We start from the raw sequence: 23374 nt of genomic DNA on the forward strand, positions 1-23374 counted from the left end.
TATCAGCTGTAAATTTAGCCATAGAAAAACTGCACCTCCAATTGTTAGACTGTGTCTAACAATTGGGGTGCAGTTCAAAATCTTGTTCTTTTTTTATGTGTATGAAAGGATAAGACATTTATGCTGTTGAATAACATAGGTTTAGGAAAAAAGAAAAAAGGGAGTATGGGGATGCAAAAATACATTGTTTTTGACTTTGACGGCACATTAGTAGATTCACAAAATATATTTGTACTGATTTATAATCAACTTGCTGAAAAGCATGGGTATAAGACAGTTAGTGAGGAAGAAATTGAGCCTTTACGAAAATTAACTATGTCGGAGAGATGTAAAAAGCTTGATGTACCACTTTATAAACTACCTATATTAGCATTAGAGTTTTATAAATTATATCAACCCGCTATAAAAGATCTTGTTTTATTTCATGGGATGAAGGATGTATTAGATGAATTACATAGAAAAGGCTACGGGATTGCGGTCATATCATCGAACTCAGAAGAGCATATTAGGGCATTTTTACACAATAATGGCATAGAAAATATTCAAGAAGTATATTGTTCTAAAAACTTATTCGGTAAAGATAAAATGATTAAAAGGTTTTTAAAATCGAAAAAGATAACAGAGAAAGATATGTTATACGTTGGTGATGAACAGCGAGACGTAGCAGCGTGTAAAAAGGCTGGGGTGAATGTGATTTGGGTATCTTGGGGGTATGATGTCATTGAAACAGTGAAAAAAGATGCGCCAGATTATATGGTCAATACACCAATGGAAATTGTGCAAGTAGTACAAGGGGCGTATTCTTAATATGAATACACTTCGAGCAGGTATTCATCATATTGAATTTTGGGTAGCGAGTTTAGATGAGTCCATTTCTTTTTACGATAAGTTGTTTTCATAATTGGATGGAGAAAGCTAAATGAAGTATCATATAGTACGGGAGAAGTGAAATATATTTTAAAGAAGTAGATGAGGAGATCGTAAGGACTTTAGGACCTAGACATATTTGTTACCAAGCTATTCGTAGAGAAGTAGTTGATGAAGTAGCAGATTTTCTTGCTAGTACAAAAGTGAAGGTAATACGTGGTCCGATAGAAATGAGTCATTATTCGGACGGATACTATACGATTGATTTTTACGATCCGAATGGATTTATTATAGAAGTAGCGTATACACCAAATGTAGAAATGTAAGGGGAATAAACATGAAGACAATTACAGCACGGCAAAACAATATACAAATAGTAAAAGATGCAGCAAATATTGAAGAAATCTCTAAAGGTTTCTCTCCTGATAAAAAATATATCATTACGACTATTGAAGATGAAAAGTATTTGTTACGGACAGGCGATATAAAAGAGTTTGAAAGAAAGAAAATAGAGTTTCAAATTTTAAATGAAATGCAAAAACGTAGTGTGCAAGCACAAAAGCCAATTGAAATAGGTTTGTTGGAAGAAGACGGTTTATGCTACAGTATTTTTTCGTATATAGAAGGAGAAGATGCGAAGAAGTTGTTGCCGACATATACGCCAAAAGAACAATATGATATAGGTATAGAGGCAGGAAAAGATTTAGCAAAAATGCATACATATGAAGCTCCAAAGGATTTACTGCCTTGGTATGAAAGGGCGATGAGAAAACATAGCAAATATTTAGAAGCGTATAAAACATGCGGAATTAAAATTAAAAATGATGATAAAATTATTAAGTTTATAGATGAAAATGAAATGTATGTAAAGGATCGTCCAAATCGATTTCAACACGATGATTTTCATTTAGAAAATATAATTGTGCGGGATGGGAAATATGTAGGTGTTATTGATTTTAATGGCTATGATTGGGGCGATCCACTTCATGATTTCGTAAAAATTGCACTATTTGCAAGGGACATTAGTATTCCGTATTCCATTGGACAAATTACGTGATATTATAACGGGAAAATACCGGATGAGTTTTGGAGATTATATGCGGTATACGTTGGGATGACGGTTTTCTCTTCAGTTGTTTGGTGCTTACGAGCAGCGCCGCATATGTTGGAGGATACGTTAGAACGTCTTCATATTGTATTGGAAGATCATAAAAAATTTGAATTATCGAAGCCGATTTGGTTTGATAGTGAAATGATAAATGAAGAATAGGAAAAGTAGGTGTGTTATCTCACACCTACTTTTTTATTATTAAAATAATTATTTAATTTTCTTAAATGCAAGCGGCTGAGTACTTAACATAGCTGGTACATGTAACTGAAGGGATGGGAATTCACCACTCACATTCATTTCATAAGCGAATAATAGACTCATTTTCATTTGGAATAAGTCAACTTTTGCAGAGAAGATGTCGTAATGATGATGCCCTAATTGAATATCCATCTCCATAAATTGTACAAATAACGAATCATCTCGTTTGTATACTTGTAATGTTCCGTATGCAGGATGCTCAAAAGTACCAGTATAATCCTCTAACTTGTGAGAAGGTGTAGTTCCTTTAATTTGTTCAGGAATGGATTCAGTTGCTTCTTTCATCATTTCCTTCATTTTTTCAGTATCTTCTACAGCACGTTTATGCCAATCAATGGATTCTAATTCAAGTAGTTCGTCATAAATTTGATTAGCGAGATAAGTAGGAAGTAATGTTCCTCCAGCATTCGTTAAAATGACAAGGCCTATGTTTTCTGTTGGTATGAATGAAACAAGCGCTGAAAATCCATCAATATTACCGCCATGATGAACCACCTTATTACCACGATAAGCGCTAATAAACCAACCAAGTCCGTAACTATTTAATGGAGATTCGGGAAGTGATAAAACCGGTTGATCTGGAATTGAATTGTGTGGTGTATACATTTGCTGTAATAATTCAGAGGAGATTAATTCATGATCTCCAAACTTTCCTTCGTTTAAGTGAAGAAGTACCCAATTTGCCATATCTTCAATTGTAGAATTAATACATCCAGCAGCGCCGACTGTATCGATGTTACGGAATGGAACTTCTTTTATTTCACCGTCATTTTCAATGTAAGGTAAAGCATAATCATCTGTAGTTTGTGAATCTGTAACAGAGAAGTTTGTATGCCTCATATTTAAAGGTTCTAAAATATGTTCTGTAGCGTATTGCTCCCACGTTTGATTTGTAATGTTTTCAACGATGTAGCTAATTGTTGCATACATTAAGTTGTTATATAGAAAAGAAGTGCGGAACGGTGCATCAAGTGGTAAATGTTTTATTTTTTCAACGAGATCTTTTCGAGATAAGGAAGAGCTATACCAAAGAGCTTCATGACGACTTACACCAGTTCGATGAGAAGCTAAATCTCGTCCTGTAACTTGTGAGCTAGCAAGTAGTTCAGATAAAGAGAAGTTAGGTATATAAGACTGGACAGGAGTATCCCAATTAAACTTTTTTTGCTGTGCTAATAAGCTTAATGAAAGTGTGCCAAAAGCTTTCGTTGAGGAACCGATTGCGAACCGAGTACTCGGTGTAACAGCCTCTTTTGTCTCTATATTACGATAGCCGAAACCTTCGGAAATAATAACTTCACCGTCTTTTATAACAGCTACAGCAGCACCAGGAACATTTAAATCCTTCATCATTTTTTCAACCGTTGTTTGTAAAGAAGTCATAACAGGAGTTTCAATTTTAGACATACTTCTAACCTCCAAATATAAATTTTATCCTACCGCACTATACTTTCGGTAATAGAAAATGAAAACCTTTTTAAATATGGAAAGTTAATAATTTTGTAAGAATTACTGAAATAATTTTTATTTATCAAGATTATTAAATTTACTATTTTTCATGTTATGATAAATTGCATATACGATTGAAAGAAGGTTTTTCTACATATGAAACATGCTGAATATGAATACTTAAATTTATGCCGTCATGTAATGGAGCACGGTACGAAGAAAGAAGATCGTACGGGGACAGGTACTGTATCTGTATTTGGATACCAAATGCGTTTCGATCTAAGTAAAGGATTTCCTTTATTAACGACAAAGAGAGTTCCATTTCGCCTTGTAGCAAGTGAGCTGCTTTGGTTTATGAAAGGTGATACAAATATTCGTTATTTATTGCAACATAATAATAATATTTGGAATGAATGGGCGTTTAAGAGCTGGGTAGAAAGTGACGAGTATAATGGTCCTGATATGACAGATTTCGGTCTTCGCTCTCAACAAGATGAGGAATTTAAGAAGCAATACGATGAGCAAATGGAATTGTTTAAAAAGAATGTTCTAGAAGATGATGATTTTTCAGATAAATATGGTTATTTAGGAGACGTATACGGAAAGCAATGGCGTGCTTGGAAAACGACAGCTGGTGAGACACTTGATCAATTAAAAGATGTAATTGATATGATTAAAAAAACGCCGGATTCACGTCGCCTAATTGTTTCTGCTTGGAATCCTGAAGATGTACCTAGTATGGCTTTACCGCCTTGTCATACGCTATTCCAGTTTTATGTAGCAGATGGAAAGCTTTCTTGTCAGTTATATCAGAGAAGCGGTGACATATTCCTTGGCATTCCATTTAACATTGCAAGCTATTCACTTTTAACACATTTAATAGCACATGAATGTGGTCTTGAAGTAGGAGAGTTTGTTCATACAATTGGTGATGCACATATTTATACGAATCATTTTGAACAAGTAGAAAAGCAGTTGGCACGTGAACCACGCCCATTCCCTAAACTTACATTAAATCCAGATGTGAAATCTGTGTTTGATTTTGAGATGGAAGAGTTAACGATTGAAGGATATGATCCACACCCAGCGATTAAAGCACCGGTTGCAGTGTAATTGTAGAGGAGATGACAAAATGATTGTTTCATTTATGGTCGCAATGGACGAGAATAGAGTAATTGGTAAAGATAATAAATTACCTTGGCATATACCGAGTGAACTACAGTACGTGAAGAAAACGACGATGGGTCACCCACTTATAATGGGAAGAAAGAACTATGAAGCAATTGGTAGACCATTGCCTGGAAGACGTAATATTATTGTAACGCGTAACGGTGATTATCATGTTGAAGGTTGTGAAGTTGCTCATTCTGTGGAAGAAGTATTTGAGCTATGCAAAGATGAAGAAGAAATCTTTATTTTTGGAGGAGCGCAAATTTATGATTTATTCTTACCGTATGTGGAGAAGTTGTATATAACAAAGATTCATCATGCATTTGATGGAGATACATTCTTCCCGGAAATGGATATGACTGGTTGGAAAGAAGTTTTTGTGGAGAAGGGCTTAACGGATGAAAAAAATCCGTACACGTACTATTATCATATTTATGAAAAGCAACAATAAAAAAAGATTGATGTGAGCATTCACATCAATCTTTTTATTTATATTATCAGATGTATCTTTATAGATGGGATTCGATAGTGCTATAATGAGAGTTAGCATGTATAGAATGCTATAAATCGTTAGAAGTACGCCATGTAATAAAAGGAGGAGAATCAGTTGAGAAAAATATGGGGGATTCTTTTTCTTTGCTTAACATTCATGTTAGTTGGATGTGGTAAAGAAGAAAAACCACAAGAAGCGTTTGATACATATGTAAAAGCATGGAATAAACAAAAATTTGCAGATATGTACGATCAATTATCAGAAAATGCAAAAAAAGATATTTCAAAGAAAGAGTTTACTGAGAAATATGAAAAAATTTATTCTGGTATTGAAGTGAAAGACTTAAAGGTAGAAACAGGGGAAGTAAAAGAAGATAAAAAAGATGAAGGCCCTGTTCCTTTTAAAGTAAGCATGGATACAGTTGGTGGTAAAATCACTTTTGGTCATGAAGCAAAAATGGTGAAAGAAAAAGATGGAGATAAAGAATCTTGGAAAATAGATTGGACACCTGATTTCATTTTCCCTGGCATGACAAAAGATAGTAAAGTGCGTATGCAAACAACACAACCAAAACGTGGTGAAATATACGATCGTAATGGAAAAGGTCTTGCGACGAATGGGAAAGCTTCTGAGATTGGAATTGTTCCAGAAAAATTAGATGAAACTGCTCCGCAAACGAAAGAAGCAGTAGCGAAGTTGTTAAATATGTCTGTAGAAGAAATTGATCAAAAACTAGCTGCTAAATGGGTAAAACCAGGGTATCTTGTACCAATTGGAATTTTACCTGAAGGGACAACGCAAAATATGTATATTGATTTACCTGGTGTTGCAGCAAAACCTGTAAATGTTCGTACATATCCGTTAGGGGAAGCAGCAGCGCATCTTACTGGTTATATCGGAAAAGTAAATGCTGAAGATTTAAAAACGCTTCAAAAGAAAGGCTATCAAGCCGATGAACCAGTTGGTAAGGCTGGATTAGAGCAAGTATTGGAAGAACAGCTACGCGGGAAAAAAGGTGGCCGTGTCTTCATGGAAGATACACAAGGAAAAGAAATTAAAAATTTAGCGAAAACAGATGCTGTTGATGGAGAAAATGTAACTTTAACTATCGATAGTGTTGTTCAAGAAAAAACGTATAATGAAATGAAGGGAGAAGCTGGTTCAAGTGCGGCAATTAATCCGAAAAGTGGAGAAACAATTGCTCTTGTAAGTAGTCCAGCTTATAATCCTAATTTAATTGCACGAGGAACATCAAAAGCACAACGCGAGGCTTGGAATAATGACCCGAAAAAACCGATGACGAATCGATTTACACAATTATCGGTACCAGGTTCTGTATTTAAGCCAATTACAGGTGCAATTGGTCTTGAAACGAAAACGATTGATCCAAAAGAAGAATTGAAAATTGAAGGACTGAAATGGACGAAAGATTCTTCTTGGGGCAATTATTACGTAACACGTGTAAAAGATGCAAATCCGATTGATTTTGATAAGGCAATGAAATACTCGGATAATATTTATTTCGCACAAGAAGCTTTGAAAATTGGAAAAGATAAATTTATGGCTGAGGCGAAAAAATTCGGATTTGATGAGAAATTACCAATTGAATACGGATTCCCAGCTTCTAAAATCGCAAATGATGGCATAAAAAATGATATTCAAATGGCAGATACAGGATATGGACAAGGACAAGTCTTAATGACTCCTCTTCATTTAGCTTTAACGTATGCACCGATTGTAAATGATGGAAAGATTCCGTCACCGTATCTTATTAAAACAGATAAACAACCAAAAGCTTGGAAAGAGAACGTGATTTCTAAAGAAAATCAAGATATATTAAAAACAGCATTAACGAAAGTGATTAACGATCCAGATGGTACTGGGAAAATTGCTAAAATTGATGGTATGACTCTTGCTGGTAAAACAGGAACAGCAGAATTAAAAGTATCAAAAGAGGCAGAAGGAAAAGAACTAGGTTGGTTCGCTGCGTTTGATTTAAATTCACCTGATATGGTCATTACAATGATGATTGAAGATGTAAAAGGTAGAGGTGGAAGTAATATTCCTGCTGAAAAAGTTAAACATGTTTTTCAAAAATAATAATTGATGAAGGCTACCTCCATATAATATGGAGGTAGTTTTTTATGTTGATAAAATCTTAATATTTATATACGAAAGTAAGGTGAAGCGATATAACTTATTAACTTACGAAAAAAAAGTAGCTATTTTTTATTGACATTGCATATAACTTTTTGTATTATACTTACATAAGGTAAGTTATTTACTATAAAATAATAAATCTCAAATTAAAGATAAATTTAAAAAAGGGAGATAATACAATGACAAAAGTACTATTTATTACAGCAAATCCAAATTCAGCAGAAGGTTCTTTCGGAGTAGCAGTAGGTGAAGCGTTCATCGAAGCTTATAAAAACGAGCATCCACAAGACGAAGTAGTAACAATTGATTTGTTCAATACTACAGTACCAGCAATCGATGCAGATGTATTCGCTGCTTGGGGTAAATTTGCAGCAGGCGAAGGATTCGAAACTTTAAGTGAAAATCAACAACAAAAAGTTGCAGCAATGAACACAAACTTAGAAACATTTATGCATGCAGATCGATATGTATTCGTAACTCCAATGTGGAACTTTAGCTATCCACCAGTAGTGAAAGCATACTTAGATAACTTAGCAATCGCAGGTAAAACATTCAAATATACTGAAAATGGTCCAGTTGGCTTATTAGAAGGCAAAAAAGCACTTCATATTCAAGCTACAGGCGGCGTTTATTCTGAAGGAGCATATGCAGCTGTGGACTTCGGTCGCAATCACTTGAAAACAGTATTAGGATTCATCGGTGTAAATGATACTGAATATATTGCAGTTGAAGGAATGAATGCAAATCCTGAAAAAGCACAAGACATTAAAGAAGCAGCAATTGCAAATGCACGCAAATTAGCAAAACGTTTCTAATATAGAAAACTTCAAAATGTCCAAACACTTGTTGTTTGGACATTTTTTCTTCTTTTTCCTTCGTTTGTCTAGTATAATGAAGGTCGGAATGATAATAGGTGGGGGTTCTGTATGATTCAAACGTTTTTTAAAATCTTTTATTTAATTTTAATCGTAATTGCGATTACACCAAGGTTGTGGCGTATAAAAAGAAAAGCAAATGCGATGTCACCGCAAGAAAAAGATAGTGTTGTGTATAAAACAACAAACTGGTTTGGTAAGAAAATGGTGCGTGTAACTGGATCGACTGTAGAAGTAAAGGGACTTGAAAATGTTCCGAAAGACAAGCCAGTGCTAGTTGTAAGTAATCATCAAAGTAATATGGATATTCCTGTGTTACTAGGTTACTTAAATAAGCCAGTTGGATTCGTTTCAAAAGCGGAAATTAAAAAGTTTCCGGTTGTGCCAACATGGATGGAACTAATGAATTGTGTGTTTATGGACCGCAGCGATCGTCGTCAATCTCTTAAGGCAATTAAAGATGGAATTGAACTGTTAAAGAGCGGGCATTCTATCGTGATTTTTCCAGAGGGAACGAGAAGTAAGGGTGGCGAAATCGGTGAGTTTAAAGCAGGGAGTTTTCACCTTGCTGTAAAATCTGGCGTATCTATATTACCAGTAACTTTAGATGGTACATATAAGATGTTTGAGGCTAATGGAAATCGTATGAAACCAGCTCATGCAACATTAACAATTTCTAAGCCAATTACACCTGAAGAATATGCAAGTATGGATGCTAAAGAGTTAACCCAGCATACAAAAGATATTATTGCATCTCAATTACATAAGTAATAAAAAAAGTTTCAGCTTAAACAAGCTGAAACTTTTTTTATGCTGCGGGTAAGACATAAAACAGTACGCAGAAAAACATCATTGTACTACCGCCTAGTACGAAGAGATGCCAAATGGCATGATTGAACGGAAGCTTTTCCCAAAGGAAGAATATAGCTCCGACAGAATACAAAATGCCGCCTATTAATAGTAGCGAGAAGCCGTGACCGGTTAAATTTTCATAAAGGGGTTTAATGGCAACGATGATGAGCCAACCCATAATGATATAACATAATGTTGATGTTTTAATAAAGCGACGAACAAAGAAGATTTTGAAAATAATGCCACCAATCGCAAGGGTCCAAATAATTGCGAGTAAAGTCCAACCGAGCGGGCCACGCAGTGTAATGAGTAGAAATGGTGTATACGTGCCGGCAATTAATAAATATATGGCGGAGTGATCTAAAATGGTAAATAACTTTTCTACTTTTGGATGATGGATACTATGCAGCAGTGTAGAAAATAAGTATAGCAAGAACATGCTTACGCCATAAACGGTAAAGCCAACAATAGCAGATGCTGTACCATGTTTGGAAGCATGAATAATTAATATGATTAAGGCAGGGATGCTTAAAATGGCACCGATACCATGGGTAATTGCATTCGCAATTTCTTCTTTTACAAATTGGGTCATTCTTGTAATTTTTTGCGTCATAATGTTAATCCCTTTCACTGTATTGAGATAAGTTATATTTTCCTTAACCATATCATATACAAAAGGAATAGAAAATGATATTTGTATAATTGATTTTATTTTTGAATTTTTTTGACAAAAGACAACGGATACATTGACGTTTACAAAATTTTTTGACAAAATGAACTTATGGAATAGTAGGACAAGGAATCTACTTATGAAGGGGATGGGGAAATGTTTTCAAATATTGGCTTTCCAGGGTTAATTTTAATTTTAGTAGCAGTGTTAATTTTATTCGGCCCAAAAAAGTTACCGGAAATTGGGAAAGCTTTAGGGGAAACGTTAAAAGAATTTAAAAAATCAACAAAAGAATTGACTGATGAGGCATTTCAAGAGAAGGAAAAAAATAAATAAAAGAATCTGATGAATTTTTTCTCGGAATGGATAAATAAAGTGTGGTGAACGAGATGGAAGATCGGGAAATGAGCGTAGTAGAACATATTGTTGAGCTTCGCAAACGAGTAATATATACAGTATTATCCTTTGTATTATTTTTAATTATTGGATTTACTTTTACGAAGGATATTTATTTTTGGCTTGTAAAAGATTTACCAATGAAATTAACTGTTCTCGGTCCAAGTGATGTGTTGTGGATTTTTTTCTCGATTGCTACAGTATTTGCTATCGTTTGTACAATTCCTTTTGCTGCGATACAAATTTGGTTATTTGTAAAACCAGGTTTACATCCCAATGAACAAAAAATGACATTAATGTATATACCGGTATTGTCTATATTATTTATAGCAGGCCTATCTTTCGGTTATTTTATCGTCATGCCATTTTTATTTCATTTCCTAACTACAATTGGTAATGAGATGTTTAATACGATGTTTACAACGGAAAAATATTTTCATTTCGTATTAAATTTAACAGTTCCGTTTGCTGTTATATTTGAATTACCTGTAGTTGTTATGTTTTTAACGAGTATAGGTCTTCTAACGGCAGAATTTCTTCAGAAAATAAGAAGATATGCTTATGTCGTGTTGATTATAATTGCATCATGTATATCGCCACCAGATTTTTTATCACATAGTTTAGTAGCGGTACCGCTTATTTGTATTTATGAAATCAGTATCGCTTTATCAAAGATAGTTAGTAAACGAAAACAGAAAAGAGAAGAAGAAATACAGTCGAAAAGTGCCTCGTTATAAAGGCACTTTTTAATTTATTTGTTATACTCTAGCTATAATTGTATACAATATATAGAAGGAAAAAATTATAGAATCTCCAAAATTTAGACAAACTTTTCATTTTTATACGTTTATACTGAAGTTATCAAGCTATATATGGGTAATAAGACTCCCGTCTCAAAGGATATATAGGACAGGGTTCGAATTAGGTGGATATAAATGAAGTATTAACTTCTAAATGGGGCAGCTTAAGGATATTTTAGTATTCATAGGAAACCTACACTAAAAAACGTGTTAAAGAATAAAGTGGAGGAAGTTCAAAAATCCAACGAAAAAGAGGATTGATATTGTGATTACGAAAAGTTTTTATTTCACTCATGCAACAGGGAATTGTATTAAAATATTTGAAATCCCTGTCCTACAAACACAGCATCCATTAGCGTTTCTAATTCAGTCTCGTCTTCAATTATTTATTGCGAAAATTCAAAAACATAAAAACCCAAGATTCTCGTACTCTTTCCGTGAATATTTACAAAGTTGTTTGAAGTGGAATGATTATTCAAATGTATATAAGACAAATACTCTTGAAAAGAATGCATAATACACAGCAGGGACAGAGTTAGGTAGGCTCTGTCTTTTTCATTTTAGGTATAAAAATATAATTAATTTGGTGAAATTTATTCGAAATTGTTGAAAGCATCGGGAATACTAGTATAATAACAGGGAGAGCGTATTGGAAAGGGAAGAATATAATATGCAAAAAATTAAAATTGTAACAGATTCAACGGCAGATTTATCTCCAGAAGTGATTGAGAAGTATGATGTTCATGTTCTACCATTATCTATTTCTGTAAATGGACAAACATACTTAGATCGTGTAGATTTGCAACCGGATGAATTTATTGAAGAAATGATTAAATCAGAAGAATTACCAAAAACATCACAACCGGCTATGGGTACATTTGTAGAAATGTATGACAAGCTAGGCGAAGATGGAAGTGAAGTACTTTCCATTCATATGACAGGTGGAATGAGCGGTACTGTCGCAACAGCGAATAGCGCTGCATCAATGACAGATACGAAAGTAACAGTTGTTGATTCTCAATTCATTACACATGCTTTAGCATATCAAGTAATTGAAGCTGCAAAAATGGCAAAAGAAGAATGCTCACTAGAAGATATTTTAAAACGTATTGATGAAGTAAGAAAGAATACTCGTTTATATGTTGTCGTAGATACATTAGAAAACTTAGTAAAAGGTGGACGCATTGGTAAAGGTAAAGCACTTATTGGTTCTTTACTTAATATTAAACCAATCGCAAGTTTAGAAGGCGGCGTATATAATCCGGTAACGAAAGTACGTAGCCAAGGGCAGATTGTAAAAACATTGGCTAAAATATTCGAGGAAGATACTGCTGGAAAAGTAGTGAAAGCTGTTGCGATTCCACATGCTAAAGCAATTCCTTTAGCAGAAAGTGTAAAAGCTGCTGTTGAAAAAGTGAATGGATTCACTCAATCAGAGATTTTCTATACAACACCAGTTATCAGTACTCATACAGGACCAGGAGCAATTGGTTTTATGTATTTAGCAGAGTAATAAAAAAGCTACTTGAAATGAATTTTCAAGTAGCTTTTTTATGTGTATATGAAGTAAGAAATGAGAAGGGCAATACAGGCGCTTCCGCTAATTATATAGCGAGTCTGTAAATAATCGTTCATGGAAAACACCCTTTTCGATTTTCTATAGTATATGATAAATTATTCAAAAAAGTAGTGCTGTTATACATGAGAGATTTCTGTGATTTTTTCTAGTTCTTTATCTGGAACAGTAGGGCTATAAGTGAAAGTTTGGCCCAAAAAGAGAACATGAAGTTGTTCCCACGGTAGCATGCGTAAATTCCAGTTATTACGAAGCCGTGTTACAGCTTCCCTCGGCGTTTCATTTGCTAGCGCAAAAGTACCGTAGTGCATTGGAATAAAGTGTGTAGCGTTTATATCTAGATAGGCTTGCACAGCTTCTTCCGGTGAAACATGGGATACTTTCATAAACCATTCTGGTTCATAGGCACCAATTGGCATAAGTGCAATATCGATTGAAAAACGTTTGCCAATCTCTTTAAATCCTTGGAAATAACCACTATCACCACAAAAATAAATGGTTTCTGAAGAAGTCATATTATCAATGATCCATCCTCCCCAGTGAGAGGTGTTCATATCAAATAATGTTCTTCTCGTCCAGTGCTGGGCAGGTACGAAGTGAAAAGAGACTTCATCAATTGTTGTACTTTCCCACCAGTTGTATTCTTCTACATTGGTGAATTTTTTACGAGTAAATAATTTTTTTAGCCCAATAGGAACAAGGTATAAGGTATCATCATTTAGTTGACGAAGAGATGAAAAGTCTAAATGATCGTAATGACCGTGTGAAATAAGAACGATATCGATTTTAGGTAGTTCTTTTATAGTGAGCCCTGGCTCAGTAAGTCGTGGAACTAACTTTAATTTATTTGCCCATACTGGATCTGTTAAAATATTTAAGCCGTTCGTTTGAATGAGAAAAGTTGAATGACCAATCCATGTGACAGTCGTTTTTTCAAAGTTATTTAGTAGAAATTTACTTTGTTTAACAGGTGATTGTTCTACTAGAAAAGAAAAGTCTTTTTTGTTTTGCTTTCTCTCTTTACGCCAACGTAAGAAGGAGCGAATTGATTTTTTTGTACTTGCATTATCCATATTTTCATAGCGCTTTGCCATGAACATCACCTCATTTAAAATCGTTGTAGTTGTATTGTACCGAAATGTTGTTAAGGAATACAGTGTTTAACATGGATTAATGTTTAAGTAATTGTAAAAAAATAGGGGGATTTATTTACAAATTTAACAATGAACTTCGTTTCGCAAATAATGGTTAGAGAAATAATAGTAGTAAAATATATTTTGTCTAGTAATTCGCTTGAAATAAAGAAGTAACATATGTAAATTCGTACGATTTCGTGAACAAATGATGTAAACAATTTTCTCATAGTGTTTACTTTTGTTATGATATACATAACTTACATAAATTAAGGATAGAGAAAAGAGGTTTAATAATGAAGCGTTATCAAAAGTTAATTGGTCTTATGGTTGTATTTTGTCTCTTTGTACTTGCAGGTTGTAGCAGTTCAGGGGCAAAACTCCGTAAACCGTTAAACTGGGATTTAGAAACTTTCCAATTTACAAATCAAGAAGGAAAGCCGTTTGGTACAAAAGATTTAAAAGGGAAAGTTTGGGTAGCTGATTTCATGTTTACAAACTGTCAAACAGTTTGTCCGCCAATGACTGCTAATATGGCGAAATTACAGAAAATGGCTAAGGAAGAGAAATTAGACGTTCAGTTTGTTTCGTTTAGTGTAGACCCTGAACTTGATAAACCAGAAAATTTGAAAGCATTCATTCAAAAGTTTACAGAGGATACAAGTAACTGGAACTTGTTAACTGGTTATTCACTGGAGGATATTACAAAGTTTTCAAAAGATAACTTCCAGTCGCTTGTAGATAAACCAGAGAATGGGCAAGTAATACACGGTACATCATTTTTCTTAGTCGATCAAAATGGAAAAGTAATGAAAAAATATAGCGGCATTAGCAATACGCCATACGAAGATATTATACGTGATATGAAGCGATTAGCTGATTAAAAAGAAGGGTGCTTAACACCCTTCTTTTATTAGTATTCAGTCTATGGATAATATGTCATGCTGTTGTGGTAATTTCGGTGCGCGAATTTCTAATACACCGTTTTGATAAGAAGCTTTCGTTGCTTTTTTATTAATTAAATATGGTAACTTAATAATTCTTGACGCTTCTGAAATGGAACGTTCTCGGCGATAATAGTTATGAGATGTCTGTTCTTCTTCCGTCTCTTCAAGTATATCTTCTTTTACAGAGACTTTTAAGTATTCGCTTTGTATTTCAATTTGAATTTGTTCTTTTTGTATACCTGGTAGTTCGGCTGTAACGACGAGTTCGTCACCAACTTCGTATAAATCTACTGGGAATGTTAATAAACGGTTTCCTTTTTGGAAAAAATGATTTAAATCAGCAATTACGCCACGAAGAGGTGTTTGTTCGAAAAAATCATCAATTTGTTTTAAATAATTACGAACCGGTGGGCGAGAAGAATCTTTTTTTTCTTCACTCATGGTATTACCTCCTAGAAATCAATTTGCAATATCATATGACAAAAGCGGAGAAAGGTGAGTGCCTAGTTTTCATGTTTTCATAAAAAAATGTTAAAAATGTGAAATGGAGTGAGTTTTTTATAGTTTTTGGTCGCCATATTCAGTTGATTATGCTAGTATAAATAGGGTTGATATAGTAGTATTGAGACAGAATGAAAACTGAAAGAGGGTAAGAAGTATGTGTGGTTTTGTAGGATGTTTATGTGAAAACCCTAGAGAGTTTTCAGAAACAGAAAAACATCAATTTGAAAATATGAACACGATGATTTTCCACCGCGGTCCAGATGACGAAGGATATTTTCGTGATGAACATGTACAATTTGGCTTCCGCCGTTTAAGTATCATTGACTTAGAGGCAGGACATCAGCCGTTAACTTATGAAAATGATCGATATGTAATTATTTTTAATGGTGAAATTTACAATTATGTAGAACTACGTGAAATGTTACTTGAAAAAGGTGCAACTTTTGCTACACAATCTGATACAGAAGTTATCATTGCATTGTATGCACATATGAAAGAAAAATGTGTAGACTACCTTCGTGGTATGTTCGCATTTATGATTTGGGATCGTGAAGAAAAGACACTTTTCGGTGCACGTGACCACTTCGGTATTAAGCCTTTATACATCGCACAACAAGGTGATACTACATTCTTCGCATCTGAGAAGAAAAGTATTATGCATGTAATGGAAGACAAAGGGGTAAACCCAAAGTCACTACAACACTACTTTACGTACCAATATGGTCCAGAGCCAGAAACATTAACAATTGATGTTAACAAAATTGAGCCTGGTCATTACTTCGTAAAAGAAATCGGTAAAGAGATGGAAATCCATCGCTACTGGAATCCTTATTTCAACGCTTCAAGCGCAACGAAAGAGGAGCATATCCAAGCAATTCGTGATGTATTATACGATTCTGTAAAAGTACATATGCGTAGTGATGTACCAGTAGGTTCTTTCTTATCTGGTGGTATCGATTCATCTATTATTGCTTCTATCGCAAGAGAAATGAATCCAAATCTATTAACATTCTCTATTGGTTTCGAACAACGCGGTTTCAGTGAAGTTGATGTTGCGAAAGAAACTGCTGAGAAATTAGGAGTTAAAAACCATAACGTATTCATTACAGCGCAAGAATTTATGGATGAGTTCCCAAAAATCATTTGGCATATGGATGATCCTTTAGCGGATCCAGCAGCTGTACCATTGTATTTCGTTGCGAAAGAAGCGCGTAAACATGTAACGGTTGTTCTTTCTGGTGAAGGTGCAGACGAGCTATTTGGTGGATATAACATTTATCGTGAGCCAAACTCGTTAAAAATGTTCTCTTACATTCCTAGCCCAGGAAAGAGTGTTCTAAAGGCATTAAGTGGTGCTCTTAAAGAAGGGTTTAAAGGAAAAAGCTTCTTAGAGCGTGGATGTACGCCAATCGAAGAGCGTTACTATGGAAATGCGAAAATCTTCCGTGAAGAAGAGAAAGCTGAATTAATGAAGTATTACGATGAAAGTGTTAACTATATGGATATCACGAAACCATTGTATAACGAAATTAAAGATTATGATGATGTAAGTAAAATGCAGTACATTGATATGTTCACATGGTTACGCGGCGATATTTTATTAAAAGCTGATAAAATGACGATGGCAAATTCATTAGAACTTCGTGTACCGTTCTTAGATAAAGAAGTATTTGACGTTGCATCTAAAATTCCGACAGAATTTAAAATTGCAAACGGAACAACGAAAGCTATATTACGTGAAGCTGCTCGTGGAATTGTTCCGGATCACGTGTTAGATCGTAAAAAGCTTGGATTCCCAGTACCAATTCGTCACTGGTTAAAAGATGAAATGCACGATTGGGCTGTAAATATTATTAAAGAAAGCAAAACTGAGCATTTAATCGAAAAACAGTATGTATTAAACTTACTGGAAGCACATTGTGCAGATAAAGGCGATTATAGCCGTAAAATTTGGACTGTACTTGCGTTTATGGTATGGCATCAAATTTATGTTGAGCATAAATACGATACGAATAAGTTCCACGAAGAAACAAAGCGTGCGTATAGCTTAGTTTAATAAAAAACCTTAAGGTCGCATTCGATCTTAAGGTTTTTTTCATAAATTGCATTTATTATTGATACAATAATAGTAAAAGGATGGACAACATATGATTACGTTTGAGAAAGTAAATACAGAAAATGAAAGCGCTGTAAAAGAAATGTTTCATTCACACAGCTTAGATGAGAAAAAGGTTCAGTATTGTGTAAAAGTTGATGATACATATATTGGCGTAATAGGTTATAGCGTTCAAGAAGAGAGTGCTATTTTGTCACAGTTAATTATTCATTTTGATTATCAAGGTTATGGATACGGGACAAATACGTATTTTACATTTGAAGAAATGATGAAACAGAGAAATGTGAAAGAAATAAAAGTATTGCAAGAGATGTTTACGGAACAAGCTAAATCTTTCATAGAGGGATCTGGTTTTATTGAGGAAAATGGAATATATGTAAAGAAAATATAGTGAATATTGATTAGGTGATGATATGAATATAAGGTAGGTGGACGTATGACGATAACTTCTGGTCTTGTATTAGTTGGAGGTTGTTTTATAGTAGCAGAACTATGCCAGACTTTTATTCGGAAAAGAATGTATAAGAAGAGAAGACCATATGAATTACAATATATTCCCGTATTTTTAATTTTGTTTTGTATGCTATTTGTATTGCAAAACATGACGTATTTCCCACCTCTTTTGAACATTTTTTTGAAGTTTGGGTTGCTATATAGCGGCGGTGGGATATTTCTTTTATTTCTTTTATTTTGCATACGTTACATCCATTATCAATCGTATATATTCATTTTAAATTGGCTAAAGCAAAGCGATAGAAACCGCCTTACATAAGGGGGTTTTTTTATTTGTACTTGTAACGGAACTTGTACAATTAACATAAAATAGGACGAGTAGAAATGAAAGCTTATTACAATTAAGAAAGGAACGAAAAAGATATATGAAACTTGTTATAGACGCAGGGCATGGTGGATATGATTCTGGTGCTGTTGGTAATGGGTTAGTGGAAAAAGAGTTAACACTTCAAATTGCTAGACGTGTGCGAGATATTTTATCTGCAAATTATCCAATCAATATTAAAATGACACGTGATAGTGATGTGTTTATCTCTTTATCAGAACGTGCTAATATTGCTAATTCATTTGGTGCAGATTATTTTATCTCATTTCACATTAATAGTGGCGGTGGAACTGGATTTGAAAGTTATATTTACAACGCGCTATCTAATAGTAGTTCCGCATATGAAAAGCAACAAAAAATGCATGTAGCAGTCAATCCTGTATTAACAAAATACGGTCTTCGTGACCGAGGAGCCAAAAAAGCAAATTATGCGGTACTAAGAGAGACTGCAATGGATGCAATTTTAACAGAGACTGCCTTTATTGATACAACGTTTGATGCTAATTTATTGAAAAATCCACAATTTATCGAAGATATAAGCCAAGCGTATGCAAACGGAATAGCAGCTATTTTTGGAGTAGCTCCAAATCCACAACCTCCAAACCCAGAGCCAACACCACAAACGAAGGGGATTGCCTATATACTTGGGGAAAATGTGAATTTAAGAAGTGGCCCATCAACGTCTTCTTCAGTTATTCGTCAACTAAACGCCCCAGAATCGTATGTCGTATATCAGGAAAGTAACGGATGGTTAGACTTAGGAAATGGACAATGGGTGTATAATGACCCTTCGTACATTAATTTTGTAAAGACGAGCAATAGTGATGGAAGTCCAATTGGTGTCGCTTATATAAAAGGAACGAATGTGAACTTAAGAAGTGGTCCATCAACATCTTCTTCAGTTATTCGTAAATTAAATAATCCTGAATCGTATTTAGTGTATATTAATCAAAACGGTTGGTTGAACCTTGGTGGAAATCAATGGGTGTATAATGATCCATCATATATTAAATATAATCAATATTAGGAAATGAGTTTATAATGTAATACGAATGCGTATTTATGTATAACGTAGATACGCATTTTAAGAACGTTTATTATTTTCATACTTATACACTTTATTTTAAAAATAAACATTTGAATAGCGGATAGAATCTAAAATGTATATTACATACATTGACAATGTATGTAATATACATCAATCTTTAATTGTTAATGATAATCGATTTCATCTAGGGAGGACATATGGTACATAGTAAAAAAATATTTATGTTCTGCATTATGATACTTATGGTAATAATCGCAGGGTGTAGCAAAGAAGAGAAAAAAGAAAATGATACATCGGCTAAAGCAAAAGATTCGTATACTGTAAAGCATGCAATGGGTGAAACAACAGTAAATGGTACACCTAAAAAAGTAGTTGTTTTAACAAATGAGGGTGCGGAGGCGCTTTTAGCTGTCGGAGTAACACCAGTTGGAACTACAAAACCACGTGCTGGTGATGAATGGTATCCTCATTTAGCGAAAGATTTAAAAGATACGAAAGTTGTAGGTACTGAGCGTGATATTAATTTAGAGGCAGTTATGAAGCTTAAGCCAGATTTAATTATCGGTAATAAAATGCGTCATGAAAAAATATATGAGCAATTGAACGAAATAGCGCCAACTGTGTACGCTGAAACATTGCGCGGGGATTGGAAAGAAAACTTTACACTCTATACAAAAGCTGTAAATAAAGAAAAAGAAGGGCAAAAGGCTCTTGAAGATTATAAAAAACGTATTGAAGGAATGAAAGAGAAGTTAGGAGATAAATTGAATTCTAAAGTTTCTATTATTCGCTTCGTACCAGGTGACGTTCGTATTTATCAGAAAAACTCATTCTCAGGTGCTGTTTTAAATGATATTGGATTTAAGCGACCACCACTACAAGATAAAGATGAGTTTGCGATAAAAGGAATTACAAAAGAGCAAATTCCGAATATGGATGGGGACTACATATTCTACTTCACATCTGATAAAGATGCAGATAAGAATAACGAAGGAACCACGTTAGCAAAAGAATGGACAGAAGACCCGCTCTTTAAGCAGCTGCAGGCTTCTAAAGACAATAAAGTATTCCAAGTGGATGAAGTAATTTGGAATACAGCAGGCGGTATTAAAGCGGCAAACTTAATGCTAGATGATATTGAAAAATATTTTTTGAAATAAATGATTGGTTGAGTGCATCACTTTAAATAGGTGATGTACTTTTTTGTTTGGTTAAATACAGAAAATTCCTTCTTTTAAGTGTGGATAAGTTGTACAATAAAACCAATCATAGAATAAAGGAGTGGAAAGGAATGAAAGCTACTCATAAAGATTGGATTTTATTTAACGGAAGAATTGTGAATACGAAGGAAGAACAGCCGATGGTCCCATTAGAGGAGAGGGGCTTTCAATTTGGTGATGGCATATATGAAGTATTTAGGCTATACGATGGGAAGCCTCATTTATTAGACTTACATTTGGAACGCTTTTTTAAATCTATGAGGGAAATAAATATTGTTCCGCCGTTTACAAAGGAAGAGTTAGTTGAAGAACTTCATCAAATGATTGAAAGAAATCAATTTCAAGAGGATGGGAATGTGTATCTTCAAATATCACGTGGAGCTCAAGCTCGAAATCATGTGTATGAAAAAGATTTACAGCCAACATATTTTGCGAATATTGTTTTGTTTCCAAGACCTACCGCTACTATGGAACAAGGAATAAAGGTTACTGTAGAAGAGGATATACGCTGGAAGTTCTGTCATATAAAATCTTTAAACCTTCTACCTAATATCATGATTAAAAATAAAATAAACGAGCAAGGGTATCAAGAAGCGATATTAGTACGAGATGGAGTTGTAACAGAAGGGTGTCATTCGAATTTCTTTATGGTGAAAAATAATAAATTAATTACACATCCGGCCGATAATTTCATTCTACACGGCATTACTCGTCACTACGTTATTACATTAGCGAAAGCTTTACATATTGAAGTAGAAGAGCGTGAATTCTCATTGCAAGAAGTATACGAGGCTGACGAATGTTTCTTTACAGCGACACCACTTGAAATATTCCCTGTTGTTCAAATTGGTGATGAGAAGTTTGGAAGCGGCGAAAGAGGACCAATTACGAAAAAACTACAAGCTGCATATGAAGAAAGTATTAGCTTGTTTAAAGTGACAAATTAATAATGAGGGAAAAAGCTGGTATTCCCCCAGCTTTTTTTCATGATATAATTCAACCATAGGACAAGTTTTGAAAACGCTGTAAAAAGGGGATTTAATATATGAATTATGAAGATTTTAAAGAAGTAATTCACGGTAGACGAAGTGTTAGAAAGTTTACAGAACAAGAAGTATCCACTAGTGATATAAAAGAAATTATTGATTGTGCTCGTTATGCACCGAGTGATACGAACTCACAAACGTGGGAGTTCTTGGTCATTATGAACCGAGAGAAAATTAAAGAAATTGAACAAATGACATGGGATGCATTACATAAACTTGCGGCAAAAGCATCAGAAAATGGAGAAGAGAAAGCAGGAAAATTACTTACACGTTCTTTCGGTCCATATGCGACAGCTTTCTCTGAGGCGCCAGTATTAATCGTATGTTTGGCAACACCATATGAATCAAAGTTTCGTGAAAAGATATTTGATCCAATTGCCTTCGTTCCTGATTCAGTATGGGAAGAGGAGGGAATTAAGAGTAGCTGTTTAGCAGCACAAAACTTAATGTTGGCTGCACATGCGAGAGGACTGGGTACTTGTCCAATGACAGGACCTGTATTATTAGCTCAAGATGAACTGCGACAATATTTACAAATTGAGCCTCAAAAACAAATTAATATGGTAATTTCACTCGGGTTTCCGAAAGATAAGCCGAAGAAACTTTCTCGAAAAGAAGTTGATGAGATTACAACATTTATTTTCTAAATGTTATGTAGAAAAGACATTGAAATGACAATGTCTTTTTATTTTGAATGGATATTTTTTTAGTGAATTGGGCTAAAATGATGAATAGATTGGAATTACTATTTATTTCTTTAAAAAAATTAATGTTCTTAAAATGAAAGTATGGTACAGTAATCGTGAGCAAGCTAATATTTGTTCATGAAAGTGTTAAAAACTAGATTTAAAATCAAGAAGTTATTTTTGTATAATAAATTATAATGAAATAACAGGGGGAATGAATTTTGAAGAAATTCATAATCGCTGGATTGTCTGTATTGTTATTAGTAGGCTGTGGTACTCCAAAGGAAAAAGAGGATGCACAGTCAAACCAGGAAGAACAAGTTGTAAATGCAAGTGATGAGAATATGGTCGTATTTCCTGAAGGAGCAGTGCCAATCGGAGAAGGGAAAGTAAAAGTAACTACTCCAGATGGTACTTCTGAAAATGGCAATATACCAACTGTATTCATAAAAAAGGATACTTTAATTCAGCAAGTCGAATTAGAACTTTCCAATTTTCAAAACGATAAAGAAACATTTGTATTTGTAGATCAAATATTTGCAGATAAACATCAAGTAACTAGTACAACACAGACAACAGTACAATTAAAAGAAAAGACGCTTGAGACAGGTAGTCATACGATTACCGCAGCTCAGTTTGAAAACAATGACCCAAAAGGAAAAGTCATTAGCTTGAATCAAGCGACGTTTGAAACGAAACCTGCGTCTTAATATGGAAAAAAGTACATTACTCAAAAGTAGTGTACTTTTTAGTTTGGATTGAATTATGTCATTGAGAATAATTTGTTTCACTTTCTAGTACGAATGAATAGAAAGAACTTATTCTTTACTATCATGTAAGAGGAAGGAATTGAAAGTTTGAAACGAGTTATTCGTATTTTCTTATTTATTATAATGTTTTCGGTCATTTGGTTTACTTTACAAGAGGCGGTTGAAGTTACGCTCAATTATCACATTCATGACTTGTTAATTGGAGCTGTATGTTTTGTCATTGTGTATCGGTTTTATCAAGCCTTAACGGACAATAAGAACCCCACTTGAAAATTCGGCACATGCGAGGAAGTTAGGTGGGAGATCAACTTGCCCGTAAAAGCCCGATTGGTGAAGGATAATACCCCCTATGATTAAAGTTTCGCTTTATGATAAACTCGGATTAAGGT

Annotated in this window: 24 protein-coding genes and 2 pseudogenes; 22 read left to right on the top strand and 4 right to left on the bottom strand. The window is 34.3% G+C overall.

Translation table 11 applies throughout. The features are described 5' to 3' along the window. Positions 1 to 171: 171 nt before the first annotated feature. The 3 genes and pseudogenes from SB773_RS12215 (at position 172) to SB773_RS12225 (ending at position 2137) form a co-directional block, all read left to right on the top strand. On the top strand, positions 172 to 807 hold the full coding sequence (locus SB773_RS12215) for an HAD family hydrolase (protein ID WP_081085972.1): 636 nt from the start codon (positions 172 to 174) through the stop codon (positions 805 to 807). 1 nt (position 808) lies between these two features. Continuing rightward, positions 809 to 1193 (top strand): annotated as a pseudogene (locus SB773_RS12220) (VOC family protein). Positions 1194 to 1204: 11 nt separating this feature from the next. After that, positions 1205 to 2137: pseudogene (locus SB773_RS12225) on the top strand (aminoglycoside phosphotransferase family protein). Positions 2138 to 2185: 48 nt separating this feature from the next. Here the strand turns inward: SB773_RS12225 and SB773_RS12230 are convergent. Further along, positions 2186 to 3643: a serine hydrolase gene (locus SB773_RS12230; RefSeq protein WP_410590131.1), complete on the bottom strand. Its 1458-nt coding sequence runs from the start codon at positions 3641 to 3643 to the stop codon at positions 2186 to 2188. A 198-nt stretch (positions 3644 to 3841) separates the two neighbouring features. Here SB773_RS12230 and SB773_RS12235 point away from each other — a divergent pair, with 198 nt between their 5' ends. The 5 genes from SB773_RS12235 to SB773_RS12255 all read left to right on the top strand — a co-directional run bounded on the left by SB773_RS12235 (position 3842) and on the right by SB773_RS12255 (position 9154). After that, a complete protein-coding gene (locus SB773_RS12235; RefSeq protein WP_410590133.1) occupies positions 3842 to 4798 on the top strand; it encodes a thymidylate synthase in 957 nt (318 codons plus the stop codon). A gap of 19 nt (positions 4799 to 4817) precedes the next feature. Then, positions 4818 to 5306 (top strand): dihydrofolate reductase, encoded by a 489-nt coding sequence (locus SB773_RS12240; protein WP_410590135.1) that lies wholly within the window; start codon positions 4818 to 4820, stop codon positions 5304 to 5306. A 156-nt stretch (positions 5307 to 5462) separates the two neighbouring features. Beyond that, positions 5463 to 7448, top strand: coding sequence for a penicillin-binding protein 3 (gene pbpC / locus SB773_RS12245; protein ID WP_410590137.1), 1986 nt, complete (start codon positions 5463 to 5465; stop codon positions 7446 to 7448). 239 nt (positions 7449 to 7687) lie between these two features. Next, on the top strand, positions 7688 to 8323 hold the full coding sequence (locus SB773_RS12250) for an FMN-dependent NADH-azoreductase (RefSeq protein WP_410590139.1): 636 nt from the start codon (positions 7688 to 7690) through the stop codon (positions 8321 to 8323). A gap of 111 nt (positions 8324 to 8434) precedes the next feature. Beyond that, positions 8435 to 9154, top strand: coding sequence for a lysophospholipid acyltransferase family protein (locus SB773_RS12255; RefSeq protein ID WP_060750306.1), 720 nt, complete (start codon positions 8435 to 8437; stop codon positions 9152 to 9154). Between the two features lie 37 nt (positions 9155 to 9191). Here SB773_RS12255 and trhA read toward each other — a convergent pair whose 3' ends face one another. Next, on the bottom strand, positions 9192 to 9848 hold the full coding sequence (trhA, locus tag SB773_RS12260) for a PAQR family membrane homeostasis protein TrhA (protein ID WP_410590142.1): 657 nt from the start codon (positions 9846 to 9848) through the stop codon (positions 9192 to 9194). A gap of 213 nt (positions 9849 to 10061) precedes the next feature. Here trhA and SB773_RS12265 point away from each other — a divergent pair, with 213 nt between their 5' ends. The 4 genes from SB773_RS12265 to SB773_RS12280 all read left to right on the top strand — a co-directional run bounded on the left by SB773_RS12265 (position 10062) and on the right by SB773_RS12280 (position 12614). Continuing rightward, positions 10062 to 10241 carry a twin-arginine translocase TatA/TatE family subunit gene (locus SB773_RS12265; RefSeq protein ID WP_002012719.1) on the top strand — a complete coding sequence of 60 codons (180 nt, stop codon included), beginning with the start codon at positions 10062 to 10064 and terminating at the stop codon, positions 10239 to 10241. Between the two features lie 53 nt (positions 10242 to 10294). After that, positions 10295 to 11038, top strand: a complete 744-nt coding sequence (tatC, locus tag SB773_RS12270) for a twin-arginine translocase subunit TatC (protein WP_012260868.1) — start codon at positions 10295 to 10297, stop codon at positions 11036 to 11038. Between the two features lie 328 nt (positions 11039 to 11366). Then, complete coding sequence (locus tag SB773_RS12275) at positions 11367 to 11618, top strand: DUF2535 family protein (protein ID WP_002012715.1); 252 nt, start codon at positions 11367 to 11369, stop codon at positions 11616 to 11618. A gap of 153 nt (positions 11619 to 11771) precedes the next feature. Next, positions 11772 to 12614 carry a DegV family protein gene (locus tag SB773_RS12280; RefSeq protein WP_060750483.1) on the top strand — a complete coding sequence of 281 codons (843 nt, stop codon included), beginning with the start codon at positions 11772 to 11774 and terminating at the stop codon, positions 12612 to 12614. 182 nt (positions 12615 to 12796) lie between these two features. Here the strand turns inward: SB773_RS12280 and SB773_RS12285 are convergent, their stop codons facing one another. Further along, on the bottom strand, positions 12797 to 13771 hold the full coding sequence (locus SB773_RS12285) for an MBL fold metallo-hydrolase (RefSeq protein ID WP_060750307.1): 975 nt from the start codon (positions 13769 to 13771) through the stop codon (positions 12797 to 12799). Positions 13772 to 14106: 335 nt separating this feature from the next. On the opposite strand from SB773_RS12285, the gene SB773_RS12290 reads away from it, so the two are divergent. Further along, on the top strand, positions 14107 to 14694 hold the full coding sequence (locus tag SB773_RS12290) for an SCO family protein (protein ID WP_002141632.1): 588 nt from the start codon (positions 14107 to 14109) through the stop codon (positions 14692 to 14694). Positions 14695 to 14730: 36 nt separating this feature from the next. Here the strand turns inward: SB773_RS12290 and SB773_RS12295 are convergent, their stop codons facing one another. Beyond that, positions 14731 to 15198, bottom strand: coding sequence for an Hsp20/alpha crystallin family protein (locus tag SB773_RS12295; RefSeq protein WP_002012708.1), 468 nt, complete (start codon positions 15196 to 15198; stop codon positions 14731 to 14733). Between the two features lie 217 nt (positions 15199 to 15415). On the opposite strand from SB773_RS12295, the gene asnB reads away from it, so the two are divergent. From asnB to SB773_RS12340, 9 genes are all read left to right on the top strand, one after another. Further along, positions 15416 to 17317 carry an asparagine synthase (glutamine-hydrolyzing) gene (asnB, locus tag SB773_RS12300; RefSeq protein WP_002012706.1) on the top strand — a complete coding sequence of 634 codons (1902 nt, stop codon included), beginning with the start codon at positions 15416 to 15418 and terminating at the stop codon, positions 17315 to 17317. A 91-nt stretch (positions 17318 to 17408) separates the two neighbouring features. Beyond that, a complete protein-coding gene (locus SB773_RS12305; protein WP_410590148.1) occupies positions 17409 to 17768 on the top strand; it encodes a GNAT family N-acetyltransferase in 360 nt (119 codons plus the stop codon). Between the two features lie 45 nt (positions 17769 to 17813). Next, positions 17814 to 18149, top strand: coding sequence for a hypothetical protein (locus SB773_RS12310; RefSeq protein ID WP_081085969.1), 336 nt, complete (start codon positions 17814 to 17816; stop codon positions 18147 to 18149). A gap of 106 nt (positions 18150 to 18255) precedes the next feature. Continuing rightward, on the top strand, positions 18256 to 19242 hold the full coding sequence (locus SB773_RS12315; RefSeq protein WP_410590150.1) for an N-acetylmuramoyl-L-alanine amidase: 987 nt from the start codon (positions 18256 to 18258) through the stop codon (positions 19240 to 19242). Between the two features lie 218 nt (positions 19243 to 19460). After that, positions 19461 to 20423: an ABC transporter substrate-binding protein gene (locus SB773_RS12320; RefSeq protein WP_002127211.1), complete on the top strand. Its 963-nt coding sequence runs from the start codon at positions 19461 to 19463 to the stop codon at positions 20421 to 20423. A 131-nt stretch (positions 20424 to 20554) separates the two neighbouring features. Continuing rightward, complete coding sequence (dat, locus tag SB773_RS12325) at positions 20555 to 21430, top strand: D-amino-acid transaminase (RefSeq protein ID WP_060750309.1); 876 nt, start codon at positions 20555 to 20557, stop codon at positions 21428 to 21430. A 98-nt stretch (positions 21431 to 21528) separates the two neighbouring features. Beyond that, the gene (locus tag SB773_RS12330) at positions 21529 to 22176 is read left to right on the top strand and encodes a nitroreductase family protein (protein WP_060750310.1); all 648 of its coding nucleotides are present in this window, start codon (positions 21529 to 21531) and stop codon (positions 22174 to 22176) included. A 260-nt stretch (positions 22177 to 22436) separates the two neighbouring features. After that, the gene (locus SB773_RS12335; protein ID WP_002065200.1) at positions 22437 to 22925 is read left to right on the top strand and encodes a putative periplasmic lipoprotein; all 489 of its coding nucleotides are present in this window, start codon (positions 22437 to 22439) and stop codon (positions 22923 to 22925) included. 147 nt (positions 22926 to 23072) lie between these two features. Then, on the top strand, positions 23073 to 23255 hold the full coding sequence (locus tag SB773_RS12340) for a hypothetical protein (RefSeq protein WP_012260876.1): 183 nt from the start codon (positions 23073 to 23075) through the stop codon (positions 23253 to 23255). Positions 23256 to 23374 lie beyond the last annotated feature (119 nt).

The sequence above is a fragment of the Bacillus sp. SIMBA_074 genome (assembly GCF_046534555.1).
In the GTDB taxonomy this organism is placed as follows: domain Bacteria; phylum Bacillota; class Bacilli; order Bacillales; family Bacillaceae_G; genus Bacillus_A; species Bacillus_A mycoides.